Origin of the sequence: Mycobacterium avium subsp. avium (assembly GCF_009741445.1) — a bacterium.
In the GTDB taxonomy this organism is placed as follows: domain Bacteria; phylum Actinomycetota; class Actinomycetes; order Mycobacteriales; family Mycobacteriaceae; genus Mycobacterium; species Mycobacterium avium.
Map to the genome: position 1 here is coordinate 2,535,708 of NZ_CP046507.1, position 13,324 is coordinate 2,549,031.

General features: G+C 69.2%; 14 protein-coding genes and 1 pseudogene. 4 read left to right on the forward strand and 11 right to left on the reverse strand.

Annotation, left to right across the window (positions count from 1 at the left end):
- The first annotated feature begins 67 nt into the window (after window positions 1-67).
- Window positions 68-1,525 (forward strand): aminotransferase class I/II-fold pyridoxal phosphate-dependent enzyme, encoded by a 1,458-nt coding sequence (locus MAA44156_RS11825; protein WP_009976257.1) that lies wholly within the window; start codon window positions 68-70, stop codon window positions 1,523-1,525.
- Window positions 1,526-1,529: 4 nt separating this feature from the next.
- On the opposite strand, the gene MAA44156_RS23315 is transcribed toward MAA44156_RS11825, so the two are convergent.
- The 9 genes and pseudogenes from MAA44156_RS23315 to hrcA all read right to left on the reverse strand — a co-directional run bounded on the left by MAA44156_RS23315 (window position 1,530) and on the right by hrcA (window position 9,879).
- Window positions 1,530-1,667 carry a hypothetical protein gene (locus MAA44156_RS23315; RefSeq protein WP_009976256.1) on the reverse strand — a complete coding sequence of 46 codons (138 nt, stop codon included), beginning with the start codon at window positions 1,665-1,667 and terminating at the stop codon, window positions 1,530-1,532.
- Window positions 1,668-1,671: 4 nt separating this feature from the next.
- Window positions 1,672-2,571, reverse strand: coding sequence for a GTPase Era (era, locus tag MAA44156_RS11830; protein ID WP_009976254.1), 900 nt, complete (start codon window positions 2,569-2,571; stop codon window positions 1,672-1,674).
- Window positions 2,564-3,874, reverse strand: a complete 1,311-nt coding sequence (locus tag MAA44156_RS11835) for a hemolysin family protein (protein ID WP_009976252.1) — start codon at window positions 3,872-3,874, stop codon at window positions 2,564-2,566. The genes era and MAA44156_RS11835 overlap by 8 nt, the downstream gene beginning before the upstream one ends.
- Window positions 3,871-5,148, reverse strand: a complete 1,278-nt coding sequence (locus MAA44156_RS11840) for a hypothetical protein (RefSeq protein WP_009976250.1) — start codon at window positions 5,146-5,148, stop codon at window positions 3,871-3,873. Before MAA44156_RS11840 ends, MAA44156_RS11835 begins: the two co-directional genes overlap by 4 nt.
- On the reverse strand, window positions 5,148-5,681 hold the full coding sequence (gene ybeY, locus MAA44156_RS11845; protein ID WP_009976249.1) for an rRNA maturation RNase YbeY: 534 nt from the start codon (window positions 5,679-5,681) through the stop codon (window positions 5,148-5,150). The genes MAA44156_RS11840 and ybeY overlap by 1 nt, the downstream gene beginning before the upstream one ends.
- Window positions 5,682-5,703: 22 nt before the next feature.
- Window positions 5,704-6,767, reverse strand: a pseudogene (locus MAA44156_RS11850) (PhoH family protein).
- Between the two features lie 112 nt (window positions 6,768-6,879).
- Entirely contained in the window at window positions 6,880-7,641 is a 762-nt protein-coding gene (locus MAA44156_RS11855; RefSeq protein WP_009976247.1) for a 16S rRNA (uracil(1498)-N(3))-methyltransferase, read from the reverse strand.
- 13 nt (window positions 7,642-7,654) lie between these two features.
- The gene (gene dnaJ / locus MAA44156_RS11860) at window positions 7,655-8,791 is read right to left on the reverse strand and encodes a molecular chaperone DnaJ (RefSeq protein ID WP_009976246.1); all 1,137 of its coding nucleotides are present in this window, start codon (window positions 8,789-8,791) and stop codon (window positions 7,655-7,657) included.
- 56 nt (window positions 8,792-8,847) lie between these two features.
- Window positions 8,848-9,879 carry a heat-inducible transcriptional repressor HrcA gene (gene hrcA, locus MAA44156_RS11865; RefSeq protein WP_009953090.1) on the reverse strand — a complete coding sequence of 344 codons (1,032 nt, stop codon included), beginning with the start codon at window positions 9,877-9,879 and terminating at the stop codon, window positions 8,848-8,850.
- A 171-nt stretch (window positions 9,880-10,050) separates the two neighbouring features.
- On the opposite strand from hrcA, the gene MAA44156_RS11870 reads away from it, so the two are divergent.
- The 3 genes from MAA44156_RS11870 to MAA44156_RS11880 all read left to right on the forward strand — a co-directional run bounded on the left by MAA44156_RS11870 (window position 10,051) and on the right by MAA44156_RS11880 (window position 11,953).
- Window positions 10,051-10,365 carry a type II toxin-antitoxin system VapB family antitoxin gene (locus MAA44156_RS11870; protein ID WP_008255581.1) on the forward strand — a complete coding sequence of 105 codons (315 nt, stop codon included), beginning with the start codon at window positions 10,051-10,053 and terminating at the stop codon, window positions 10,363-10,365.
- An 83-nt stretch (window positions 10,366-10,448) separates the two neighbouring features.
- A complete protein-coding gene (locus MAA44156_RS11875; protein ID WP_009976244.1) occupies window positions 10,449-11,045 on the forward strand; it encodes a carboxymuconolactone decarboxylase family protein in 597 nt (198 codons plus the stop codon).
- Window positions 11,042-11,953: a sigma-70 family RNA polymerase sigma factor gene (locus MAA44156_RS11880; RefSeq protein WP_009976243.1), complete on the forward strand. Its 912-nt coding sequence runs from the start codon at window positions 11,042-11,044 to the stop codon at window positions 11,951-11,953. The genes MAA44156_RS11875 and MAA44156_RS11880 overlap by 4 nt, the downstream gene beginning before the upstream one ends.
- Here MAA44156_RS11880 and MAA44156_RS11885 read toward each other — a convergent pair.
- Both MAA44156_RS11885 and MAA44156_RS11890 read right to left on the reverse strand, forming a co-directional pair.
- Window positions 11,947-12,465, reverse strand: coding sequence for an MTB12 family secreted protein (locus tag MAA44156_RS11885; protein ID WP_009976242.1), 519 nt, complete (start codon window positions 12,463-12,465; stop codon window positions 11,947-11,949). The two genes, MAA44156_RS11880 and MAA44156_RS11885, sit on opposite strands and share 7 nt — an antisense overlap.
- A 280-nt stretch (window positions 12,466-12,745) precedes the next feature.
- Window positions 12,746-13,282 carry an MTB12 family secreted protein gene (locus MAA44156_RS11890; RefSeq protein ID WP_009976241.1) on the reverse strand — a complete coding sequence of 179 codons (537 nt, stop codon included), beginning with the start codon at window positions 13,280-13,282 and terminating at the stop codon, window positions 12,746-12,748.
- Window positions 13,283-13,324 lie beyond the last annotated feature (42 nt).

A 13,324-nucleotide genomic window follows, 5' to 3' on the forward strand; every position in this document is an offset into this window, starting at 1 on the left:
CCGCGACGAGCGCGCCGGCGGCCGGCCGCGGCGAGTCGGCCGTGCACAACCGGGGTATCCGAGCGCAATGGACCAATCCGACGCACCTTTGCTCAACGCGCTGGCCGACTATCGCGACAAGAACCGGTACGGGTTCGCGCCGCCCGGGCACCGGCAGGGCCGCGGCACCGACGATCGGGTCCTCGCGGTGCTGGGCCGCGAGCCCTTTCTCGACGACGTGCTGGCCAGCGGCGGGCTCGACGACCGTCGCACCAGCAACGGCTACCTGCAGCGCGCGGAGGACCTGATGGCCGAGGCCGTCGGCGCCGAGATCGCCTGGTTCTCCACCTGCGGCAGCTCCCTGTCGGTGCGCGCGGCGATGATGGCGGTGGCCGGTGGGCAGGGCAGCCTGCTGGTCGGCCGGGACAGCCACAAGTCGATCGTGGCGGGGCTGATCTTCTCCGGGGTGCAGCCGCGCTGGATCACTCCCCGCTGGGACGCCGAGCGTCACTTTTCTCATCCGCCCTCGCCGCAGCAGGTCGAAGAGGCCTGGGACAAGCATCCCAATGCCGCCGGTGCGCTGGTCGTCAGCCCCAGCCCGTACGGCACCTGCGCCGACATCGCCGGCATCGCCGAGGTGTGTCATCGGCGGGGCAAGCCGTTGATCCTCGACGAGGCGTGGGGGGCGCACCTGCCGTTCCACGAGGACCTGCCGACCTGGGCGATGGATGCCGGCGCCGACGTGTGCGTGGTCAGCGTGCACAAGATGGGCGCCGGTTTCGAGCAGGGCTCGGTGTTCCACGTCCAGGGTGACCTCATCGACCGGGACCGCCTCTCGGCGTGCGCGGATCTGCTGATGACCACCAGCCCCAACGTCCTGATCTACGCGGCGATGGATGGCTGGCGCCGGCAGATGGTGCAGCACGGTCACCAATTGCTCGGCGCCGCATTGGATTTGGCGCGGCAGGTGCGCGACGAGATCGAGCTCATTCCCGATGTGGAGGTGCTCGACGACGAGCTGCTGGGCGTACAGGCGTCCCACGACCTGGACCGCATGCAGGTGCTGATCGACGTATGCGGCACCGGCACATCGGGTTATCAGGCCGCCGACTGGCTGCGCGAGCACGCGCGCATCGACGTGGGCATGAGCGACCACCGCCGCATCCTGGCCACCTTGTCCATGGCCGACGACAAGGAGACGCTGGGCCGTCTCACCGATGCGCTGCGGGCGTGGCGCACCGCGGCGCAGGACTTCGACCCCGCCCCCCGGATCGCGCTGCCGTCGCCGGCCGAAATGCAGTTGGAGACAGTCGAATTGCCGCGCGACGCGTTTTTCGGGCGGGTGCAGGAAGTGCCGACAAAAACCGCCGCCGGCCGGATCGCCGCCGAACAGATCACGCCCTATCCCCCGGGCATCCCCGCCGTCGTCCCCGGCGAGCGGCTCAATGATGCTGTGCTGGACTACCTTTGCTCCGGTGTGGCCGCGGGGATGAACCTGCCCGACGCGGCCGATCCGTCGCTGCAGACCATCCGGGTGCTCGCCTGAGGCGTCACCCGAGCAACTGGCGCACCTCGCCGGTCACCTCGTCCACCGGCACGTCGGCCCCCAGCGATGCCCGCAGCCCGCCCGGTCCGTTCGGGCGCAGTCGCGACCGCGCACCGGCCAGGATTGCGCGTACCGACCACATCCCGCTAAAAGCCCAGCCTGCCAAGCTGTTTGGGATCGCTTTGCCAGTTCTTGGCGACCTTGACGCGCAGGTCGAGATACACCTTGGTGCCGAGCAGCTTCTCGATCTGGGCACGCGCGGCGGTGCCGACTTCGCGCAGCCGCGCACCCCCTTTGCCGATGATGATGCCCTTCTGGCTGTCGCGTTCGACGTAGAGCAGCGCGTGCACGTCGATCAGATCGTCGCGGTCCTCCCGCGGATTGACCTCGTCGATGACCACCGCCAGCGAATGCGGCAGCTCGTCGCGAACACCCTCGAGGGCGGCCTCCCGGATGAGCTCGGCCATCAGCACCTCCTCGGGCTCGTCGGTCAGCTCGCCGTCGGGGTAGTAGGCCGGCCCGGGCGGCAGCGCCGCGGCCAGCACGTCGATCACGATGTCGACCTGCGCCCCGGTCACCGCGGACACCGGAACGATCTCGGCGCCGTCGCCGACCAGCTCGCTGACCGCGACCAGCTGCGCGGCCACCCGGTCCTTGGGCACCTTGTCGATCTTGGTGACGATGGCGACCAGCGTCGTCTTCGGCGCGGTCGCCCGGATCTGCTCGACGATCCAGCGGTCACCCGGGCCGATCGCCTCGTCGGCCGGGATACACAGCCCGATCACGTCGACCTCGGCGTAGGTGTCGCGCACCAAGTCGTTGAGCCGCTTGCCCAGCAAGGTGCGGGGACGGTGCAGCCCCGGCGTGTCCACCAGAATGATCTGGAAGTCCTCCCGGTGCACGATGCCGCGGATGGTGTGCCGGGTGGTCTGAGGCCGCATCGAGGTGATCGCGACCTTGGTGCCGACCAGCGCGTTGGTCAGCGTGGACTTCCCGGTGTTGGGGCGCCCGACCAAACATACGAAGCCGGAACGGAATTCAGTCATGATGCTCGGGTTCCTCACCGTCGGGTGACCGGTCGGATTCGACCGGGCTGAGCAGCACGGTGCCCACCCGCACCCGGCCGCGGTGGTCGGTGCCGCCTTCGGCGTGCAGCCGCAAGCCGTGCGATATCACCTCGGCGCCGGGCAGCGGCACCCGACCCAGCTCCAGGGCGAGCAGGCCGCCCACCGTGTCGACGTCGAGATCGTCGTCGAACTCCACGCCGTAGAGCTCGCCGAGGTCTTCAATGGGCAGCCGCGCCGACACGCGGAACCGCTTGTCGCCCAGGTCTTCTATCGGTGCGGTCTCGGCCTGGTCGTATTCGTCGGCGATCTCGCCGACGATCTCCTCCAGCACGTCTTCGATGCTGACCAGCCCGGCGATCGCCCCGTACTCGTCGACCAGCAGCGCCATGTGGTTCCGGTCGCGCTGCATCTCCCGCAGCAGCGCATCCAGCGGCTTGGAGTCCGGCACGAAGACGGCGGGCCGCATCACCTGCGACACCGGTGTGGCCCGGCCGCTGCCGCCGGGTAAGAGCGCCTGCTGCACAAGGTCTTTGAGGTACACCACCCCGACGATGTCGTCGACGTTCTCGCCGATCACCGGGATGCGCGAGTGCCCGCTGCGCACCGCCAGGTTGATCGCCTGGCTCGCCGATTTGTCGCTCTCGATCCAGATCATCTCGGTGCGCGGCACCATCACCTCACGGGCCGGGGTGTCACCGAGTTCGAACACCGACTGGATCATGCGGCGTTCCTCGGCGGCGACCACGCCGCGTTGCTGGGCCAGGTCGACGACCTCGCGCAGCTCGATCTCGGAGGCGAACGGCCCGTTGCGCAACCCCCGGCCGGGAGTGACCGCATTACCCAGCACCACCAGCAACCGGCTGATCGGCATCAGCAGCCATGAAATGACTTGCAGCGGAAGGACTGTCGTCAACGCGATGGAATAGGCGTTCTGACGGCCCAGGGTGCGCGGGCCCACCCCCATGACCACGAAACTGGTCACCACCATGATGGCGGCGGCGCCGAACAGCCCCCACCTGAGCCCGAAGTTGTCGTAGAGAAACACCACCAGCAGCACGGTTGCGGTGATCTCGCAGGTGATCCGCAGCAGCACCACCAGGTTGATGTAGCGGGGCCGCTCGGACATCACCTTGGACAGCGCCACCGCGCCGGGCCGCTCGTCACGCACCAGCTCCTGCACCCGGGCCAGCGACACCGTGCTGATGGCCGCATCGATCGCCGCGAACAGGCCGCCCAAGGCGATCAACGCCACCGCACCCAGCAACTCAGACCAGCCGGTCATGAATCGGCGTTCTGCTCCTCGGACCGGCTCCGGCGGGCCAGCAGCCAGGCGATCACGCCCACCACCACCGCGAAGCCCCCGAACCGCAGCGCCAGACCCCACCCGGACTGCCTGGGCTGACCGGGCTCCTGGTGGTGGACCGCCAGCAGCACCAAAAAGCCGCCGTCGTCGGTCGGCCCGGCGCCCGGCAGCGGTTGGGTCTTGATGACCCGGATCTGGGCCGGGGCGCTGCTGGAGTTGTCGATCTGGCCCCAGGCCAGGGTGGAGTCGTCGAGCAGGAAGGTGTCCTGGCTGCCCGCGGGTTGGCTGCCGTCGTGACCCACCACCGCCACGTGGCCGACTTCGACGGTCTCACCCTTGGCGGGGATGAAGGCCGTCACGTTCTCGTACAGCTTCGGCGGCGCCGGCGGCTTGTAGTCCGGCGGCGGCGGGCCGTTGTAGCCGTTCAGCGGAATCGATCCGCCGCCGTAGAAGCTGCCCGCGGCCACATAGCTGTCGCCGACCGCGGTGAACGGGACCACGCCGACCGTCGCGGCGTCGAGCACCATCCGCGCGCCGCGCGCCAGGTAGGCCTGCTGGTAGGCGCCGTTGTAGAAGTAGCGGAAGGTGACCGCCGAATTGAGCGGGTTGTAGAGGGTGGGGCGGCGGTAGGCGTCGTCGTAGTCGATGTAGTCCCAGTGGCGGGGGCGGATCAGCCGTTGCTCGTCGACCTTGAGCACGTCGACGTTTTCCCGGTGCGCGGCCACCACGTTCTGCACCTGCTGGTTGAAGTCCACCTGGGTGGGCGGTTTGGGCGGGTTGGCCGGGTCGACGCGGGTCACCGGGGCGGCCTTGGCCGCGGCGATCGCCAGCGACGGCGCATCCAGGCCGCGGGGCGGTGCCACCACGGGGGCGTCGCGCGGCGCGTCGGGCCCGGGCGGATTGATCTCGAGCACCGGCACGGCGCCCTGGCCCGCGTTGGGCGGCGGCAACACCAGCGGGCTTTGCACCGGCACCGGGATCGGGGGCGGCTCGTAAGCCGGCACCGGCACTTCCGGGGGCCGGGTGGGCGCGTTGCTCGGCGGGCCCTGCACCCCCCGCCGGTCCTCGTTGCACACGTTGGCGGTGTGGTAGGCGTTCACGTAGAACATGCAGTGCTGGCAGGAGACCGGGTTCGACCCGGCGCCGGCACACGGCGCCGCCTGCGCCGCCGGGCCGTCGACCACCACCGACAACGGCGCGAAAGCGATCGCGGCGGCCGCCAGAATCCGGAGTCGGCTCAATTTTGCGGGCATCAGTTGTCGAAATACCTTGACTTGTCCAGCAATCGGCGGTCGCGCTCCTGCTGGCGGTCCTGGTGGTAGGCCTCCACCTGATCGGCCACCCATTCCTCGAGCAACCGGTCCTGGAGGGCGAACATCTCCTTTTCCTCGTCCGGCTCGCCGTGGTCGTAGCCGAGCAGATGCAGCACCCCGTGGATGGTCAGCAGCGCCAACTCGTGCCCCAGGCTGTGCCCGGCCGCGGCCGCCTGATCGGCGGCGAATTCCGGGCACAGCACGATGTCGCCCAGCATCGCGGGCCCCGGCTCCGGGGCATCCGGGCGGCCGCCCGGCTCCAGCTCGTCCATCGGGAAGCTCATCACGTCGGTCGGCCCGGGCAGGTCCATCCAGCGCATGTGCAGATCGGCCATCGCCGCGGTGTCCAGCAGCACCATGGACAGCTCGGCCGCCGGATTGACGTCCATCTTGGCGATGACGAACCGCGCGACGCTGATCAGCTCGGCTTCGGAGACGTCGATACCCGACTCGTTGGACACCTCAATGCTCATAGATCCCGCTCACCGCACACCATCATCGACGACCGCGCGAGCCCGACGCCCGTCGCGCCGCCCGGTTCATGGTCAGGCCGGGCTCTTCAAACTTCGCATAGGCGTCGACGATCTCCGACACCAGCCGGTGGCGCACCACGTCCACACTGGTCAGCTCGGCGACGTGGATGTCGTCGACGCGGTCCAGGATCTCCATCGCCGAGCGCAGGCCCGACGTGGCGCCGCCGGGCAGGTCGACCTGGGTGATGTCGCCGGTGACGACGATCTTGGACCCGAAACCCAGCCGGGTGAGAAACATCTTCATCTGCTCGGCGGTGGTGTTCTGGGCCTCGTCGAGCACGATGAACGCCGAATTCAGGGTGCGGCCGCGCATGTAGGCCAGCGGCGCCACCTCGATGACCCCGGCCGACATCAGCTTCGGGATCACCTCGGGGTCCATCATGTCGTACAGGGCGTCATACAGCGGCCGCAGATACGGGTCGATCTTCTCGCTGAGCGTGCCCGGCAAAAAGCCAAGGCGCTCACCGGCTTCCACGGCCGGGCGGGTCAGGATGATGCGGCTGACCTGTTTGGTCTGTAAAGCGTTGACCGCCTTGGCCATTGCCAGGTACGTCTTGCCGGTGCCGGCCGGGCCCACCCCGAAGACGACGGTGTTGGCGTCGATGGCGTCGACGTAGCGCTTCTGGTTGAGCGTCTTGGGCCGGATCGTCTTGCCGCGCCGCGACAGGATGTCCAGCGTGAGCACTTCGGCCGGTGACTCGTTGTCGGTGCCGGCCAGCATGGCGACGCTGTGCCGGACCACCTCCGGGGTCAACGGCTGCCCACCGGCGACGATCGCGATCAGTTCGGAGATCACCCGTTCGGCGAGCGCGACGTCGGCGGGCTCACCGGAGATGGTGACGGTGTTGCCGCGCACGTGTAGATCCGCGTCAAGGGTGCGTTCCAGTCCAGCGAGCGCAGGTTCTCGTCTGCCGAACCCAGCAGGCCCATGACGGAATGGGGCGGAACATTGATGCTGCTGCGAACTTGAGCGTCGGCCGACAGGGGTCCGGCTGCGTCAGCAGCGCTGGTCTCGCGGGGCGTCACGTGGTTTTCGATGCCTGCCTTGTGTGAAGTGCTCGCCGATTCCGGCGTTTTCTAGCGTTTTTATCCTACCGCCGGGTCGACGCTGGCCCAATGTGCAGCGCGCGACGAGTCTTTACAGGCTCGGCGGGTGGTCCCATCGTGGGGTCAGCACCCCCAGCGCACCGAGCGCCACGGCCGCGGCGGTCGACGTCCGCAGCACCTGCGGACCCAGCCGCACCGCCGTCGCGCCCGCGTCGGACAACGCCGCCATCTCGTCGTCGGCGATCCCGCCCTCGGGACCGACCACCAACAACACCGATGTCGCTCCCGCGAGGTCGGCGTCGGCGAGCCGCTCGGTGGCCGACTCGTGCAAGGCCAGCACCGTCGCGCCGCCGGCCACCTCGTCGCGGATGCGCGAGGTCAGCGCCGGGGTGGACAGCACCCCGTCGACCAGCGGGATGTGCGCCCGGCGCGATTGCCGAGCCGCCGAACGGGCGACCGCACGCCAGCGGCGCAGACCTTTCTCGACCCGGGCGCCGTGCCAGTTGGCCACGCAGCGGGCGGCCTGCCAGGCCAGGAACCCGTCGGCCCCCGCCTCGGTGGCCAGCTCGATGGCCAGCTCCGATCGCGCCGACTTCGGCAGGGCCTGCACGACGGTCACCGGCGGGGTTCCGGGCGCGACGCTCCAGCGCTTGAGCACCCGCGCGCGCAGCCCGTCACGCCCGGCGTGCTCCACCTCGCAGTGCGCCAGGCCGCCGGCGCCGTCGCCGAGCACCAGTTGCTCGCCGGGGCGGATCCGCCGCACGCTGGCGGCATGAAACCCCTCGTCACCGCCCAGGACGGCCAGCGCGCCGGTCTCGGGCAGCGCGTCGGCGTAGAACAGGGTCGCGACCATCGGCGCGCCTTGGCTAGCGTCCGGTGAACGTCTCGCGCAGCCGGCTGAACAGGCCGCCGCCGGCGTGGGTCGAGCGCACCTCGGGGACGTCGCGGCTGCGGCGGGCCTTCAGTTCGCGCAGCAGTTCGGTGTCGCGGGCGTCCAGGCGGGCGGGAACCACCACCTCGACGTGGACATGCAGATCACCGCGGGTGCCGGTGCGCAGGTGCGGCATCCCGTGGCCGCGCAGCGTGATGACCGAAGCCGGTTGGGTGCCCGGCGGAATGGTGATCTCGCTGACGCCGTCCAGGATGGCGTCGACGGTGACCGTGGCGCCCAGCGCCGCGTCGACCATCGGCACCGACACGGTGCAGTGCAGGTCGTCGCCTTCGCGGACGAAGACGTCGTGGCTCTGCTCGTACACCTCGACGTACAGGTCACCGGCCGGCCCGCCGCCGGGTCCCACCTCGCCCTGGGCGGCCAGCCGCACGCGCATGCCGTCGCCGACACCGGCGGGGATCTTGACGCTGATCTCCCGGCGGGCGCGCACCCGGCCGTCACCCATGCACTGGTGGCACGGGTCGGGGATGACGACCCCGACGCCGCGGCAGGTCGGACACGGCCGTGACGTCATCACCTGCCCCAGCAGGGAGCGCTGCACGGTCTGGACCTCGCCGCGACCACCACACGTGTCGCACGGCACCGGAGCCGAGTCGCCGTTGGTGCCCTTGCCCTGGCAGCGGTCACACAGCACAGCGGTGTCGACGGTGACCTGCTTGGTGACGCCGGTCGCGCACTCTTCGAGATCGAGCCGCATCCGCAGCAGCGAATCCGAGCCGGGCCGTACCCGCCCGATCGGACCTCGGGAGGTCGCGCCACCGCTGAAGCCGCCACCGAAGAAGGCCTCGAACACGTCGCCCAGGCCCCCGAAACCGCCGCCGGCCGCGGCCGCATTCTCCATCGGATCGCCGCCCAGGTCGACGATCCGCCGCTTCTCGGGGTCGCTCAGCACCTCGTAAGCGACGCTGATTTCCTTGAACTTCGCCTGCGCGGCCTCATCGGGGTTGACGTCGGGATGCAGTTCGCGCGCCAACTTGCGGTACGCGCGCTTGATCTCCGCGTCACCGGCGTTTCTGCTCACGCCGAGCAGCCCGTAATAATCGCGTGCCACGCCTGACTCTCCTATACCTGGTCTTCTCCGCGCCTACCCACACTGCGGGTGCGCGTTCATCGAGCACCCAGGACTTCGCCGATATAAAGGGCAACCGCGGCAACGCTGGCGATAGTTCCCGGATAGTCCATCCGGGTGGGCCCCAGCACACCCATTCCCCCGTAAACGGTGTCGGAGGTGCCGTAGGCGGTGGTCACCACGGAAGTGCCCAGTATCTGCTCGGCGGCCGTCTCGTGGCCGATGCGAACCGTCACCTTACCGGCTTCCTGCTGGGCGGCCAGCAACCGCAGCACCACCACCTGCTCCTCGAGCGCTTCCAGGATGGAGCGCAGCGAGCCGCCGAAATCGGCGGCGTTGCGGGTCAGGTTGGCGGTGCCGCCCATCAGCAGGCGTTCTTCAGTGTGCTCGACGAGTGACTCCAGCAACACCGTCGCCGATCGGCCCACGGCGTCGCCCAGCCCTTCCGGGCTGCTCAGCTGCCCGGCGAGGTCGGCCACCGCGACCGAGGCGGCTGACAGTTTCTTGCCCACCAGCGCCTGGCCGAGCATCTCCCGCAGCTGGGAGAGTTCGTGGTCGTCGATGACGTCGCCGAGTTCGACGACGCGCTGGTCCACCCGGCCGGAGTCGGTGATGACGACCATCAGCAGCCGAGCGGGCGTCAGGGCGATCACTTCGAGGTGGCGCACGGTCGACGACGACAGCGTCGGGTACTGCACGACGGCCACCTGCCGGGTCAGTTGCGCGAGCAGCCGCACGGCGCGGCGCAGGACGTCGTCGAGGTCGACACCGGACTCCAGGAATCCCTGGATCGCGCGCCGTTCGGCCGAGGACAGCGGCTTGACGTCGTCGAGCCGGTCGACGAATTCGCGGTAGCCCTTCTCGGTGGGCACCCGCCCGGAACTGGTGTGCGGCTGGGTGATGTAGCCCTCGGCCTCGAGCACCGCCATGTCGTTGCGGACGGTGGCCGACGAGACACCCAGGTTGTGGCGCTCCACCAGCGTCTTGGAACCGATCGGCTCTTTGGTGGCGACGAAATCGGCGACGATGGCCCGCAGCACCTCGAACCGTCGGTCATCGGCAGTTCCCACTGGTCGTCACCTCCTTCGATACCGCTTTGACCCGGTTCATTTTACGGTCTCGGGCGCCGTCGCCCGCACCGGTGGAGCGCGAGCGTCTGCTCGCCGGGACGGCCAGTGTCCGGCTAGCCTTTCCAGCATGAACCGGTCGGGCCACAGCTATGCGTCGGGGGAGATCGGCCAATGATTTTCAAGGGCGTGCGCGACGGCAAACCGTATCCCGAGCACAACCTGTCCTATCGGGATTGGTCCCAGATACCGCCGCAACAGATCCGGCTCGACGAATTGGTCACCACCACAACGGTGCTCGCGCTGGACCGCCTGCTCTCGGAGGACTCCACCTTCTACGGCGACCTGTTCCCGCACGCGGTGCGGTGGAAGGGCACCACCTATCTCGAGGACGGCCTGCACCGCGCGGTGCGCGCGGCGCTGCGGAACCGCACCGTGCTTCACGCCCGCGTGTTCGACATGGACATGCCCCTGGGCCAACCCGGGTGAGTTAGTGGTCACGTTTGGGCCTTCCCGCGTGTCGACCTAGTGAGGACGTTGGTTCACGACCACAACTTGCCGGGAGGATCGCCATGCCACGGCTACAGGGAGTCTCCGACCGCGACGCCGGCCTGGGCGCCAAGATCGCCTTCTTCTTCACCAGGCGCAAGCTCGCGCAGATGACCGGGCTGGAAACCGCGGGAATGCTGGAACCGCTGCGGATGTATGCCCACATCCCGAGACTGCTCAACGCCTACGGCAAGTTGGAGCAGGCCGAATCGAAGCTGGACGTTCTCAGTCCGCGCCACCGCGCGCTGGCGGAGCTGAAATCGGCGACGACGGTGCGCTGCGAATACTGCATAGACCTCGGCTCGCAGATCGCCCGGCAATGGGGCATCACCGACGAAGAGCTGCTGGGGATGGCCAATTATCGGGACGCGCCGTGCTTTTCCGACCTCGACAAACTGATCCTCGAATACGCGACCGCGATCAGCCGCACCCCCGTCGAGGTGAGCGATGAACTTTTCGAGGCGCTGCGCGCGCACTTCGACACCGCCCAACTGGTCGGCCTGACCCACGTCATCACGCTGGGCAATCTGCGCGCCCGCTTCAACATCGCGCTCGACATCGGGTCGTCGGGCTTTTCCGGCGACCGCGTGTGCGCCCTGCCGGAGACCGGTCGCCCGTGACCAATCCCGATGCGTCCGCGCCGTCATCGCCGTCACTGCGGGCATTGACGGCGCGCTTCGAGGCGGCCCGGCCGCGGTTGGGCGCCCTCGCCTATCGCATGCTGGGCTCGTTCGAGGACGCCCAGGACGCCGTGCAGGAGGCCTGGCTGCGGTTGAGCGGCAGCTCCGGGGAGATCGTCAACCCCGACGCGTGGCTGACCACCGTGGTCGCCCGCATCTGCCTGAACATGTTGCGCGAGCGCCGAACTCACGGCGGCGAGGAGCTGAGCGTCCGCCTGCCCGACCCGATCGTGGAAGCCGACGAGGAATTCGATCCCGAACACCGCGCCATGCTGGCCGACGCGGTGGGGCTGGCGCTGTTCGTGGTGCTGGACACGCTGCCCCCGGCGGAGCGATTGGCCTTCGTGCTGCACGACGTCTTCAGCGTGCCGTTCGATCAGATCGCCACCATCGTCGATCGGACGCCGGAGTCGGCCCGCAAGCTGGCCAGCCGGGCGCGCCGGCGGATCGAGCGGGCCGATCCGGTTCCCGACGGCGACCTGGCCGCCCAACGCGAGGTGGTGGACGCCTTCTTCGCGGCGGGCCGCAGTGGTGACTTCGAGCGTTTGGTGTCGGTGCTGCATCCCGAGGTGGTGCTGCGAGGTGACTTCGGCCCGGCCGCGGCGGCGTTCCGGGCCGACGGTGCGGCCTCGGTGGCCAGGCTGGCCCGAAGCTACGCCGGGCCCGACCGCGAGGTGCGCGCCGCGACCGTCAACGGCGCCGCCGGCGCCGTCATCTTCGTCGCCGGACACGCGGCGTCCGTCATGGGATTCGTGGTGCGGGGCGGCCGGATCCGGGAGATCGATGTGCTGGCGGATCCGGCACGCATCGCGAAATTAGGCCTGCGCGCCCCCGGCGCCGATCACTGACCGGCGGCCTGCAGCAGCTCCATCGCCGAGGCCCGCGACAGCACCCAGCCGCCCTGGTTGACGAAGGTGACGTTCTGGGTGACCGGGGACGTCAACTTGGGACCGGAGACCGACACGTCGGCGGTCGCCGAACCGGCGGCGGTGGGTTGGATGTTCGTCACGTCGAACGACAGCGGCAGGTCACCGTTTTTCGCGGCCTTCTGCAGCTTCTTGTCGGCGACGTGCGCCTCGATGCCGCTGATGCCGCCCTGCACCAGGTTGCTCTTGTTGCTGAACGACACGCTCGGGTCGGCCAGGCTGTTGAGCAGGCCGGTCAGCTGATCGGGCGTTGGGACATTGGCGCCCGCGACCGGCTGCGCCGGCGGCGGATCCTGCGGAACCGGCGCGCCGATCGTGGCGAGCTGCACCCCCACCTGGGGGCTCGGCTCCGACATCGAGGTCAGGCCGGCGGCCGCGCCGCCGACGATCGCCAGAGCTGCCACGCTGGTGGCAAGGGTTTTGACAGTGTTCATGGTTCCCCCTTCGGTGGGCACGAATCTCGACGCTCGGGTGGTGTCAGCGTGCCCGTTGCGTCTCGTACTTCGTGTCTCGGCACCGATACGTTACGGCCGCCCGTTGTGCGAACGACATGAGCACCCTGTGCGCCGGCTGTGCGGGCGTTTTACCGGTGGCCGAAGATGCCAAACCCCATGCGCCGCCAGGAGGCGACGCATGGGGTGTCCTCGAGTGTCGGAACGTCCGGCGAACCCGCCGGACTGGCTTCGGGTTTGCGCGGCAGGCACCGCGCGGTCATCAGTTGGTGGCGGTCGCGGCCTGTATCAGCGCGATCGCCGCGTCGTGCTGCAGCACCCAGTTCCCACCCTGGTTGACGAACGCGAGGTGCTTGGTCACCGGGCCGGCGAACTTCGGGCCCGTGATGGCGACGTCGGCCTGGGCCATGTTCGGACCCGCCGGCGCGATGTTCGTCACGTTGAACTGCTCGGGAAAGTTCCCGTTGCGGTAGGCCTTTCGCAGGTCGTGGTCGGCCACCATGCCCTCGTTTTGGCTGACGCCGTTTTCAACGAAGTTGGCCTTCTCCCTGTAGTTGACGCCGGGGTCGGTTACCTGGTTGCACAGAGTGGCCAACTGATCGGCCGTCGGCAACTGGCCCGGCGCACCCGGCGGCGGGGGCGGAGGCGGCGGCGGGTCCTGCGGCAGTGGCGCGCCGACCGCAGCCAGTTGCACATGATCCAGACCCATCGGTGCTGCAATGGAAGCCACACCGGCGGCGGCGCCGCCAATGGCGGTCAGCGCCGCCACGCCCGTGGCAATGGACTTCACGGAATTCACAGGTCCCCCTTCGATGCACATGGACCGTGGCGGAAATCTTGG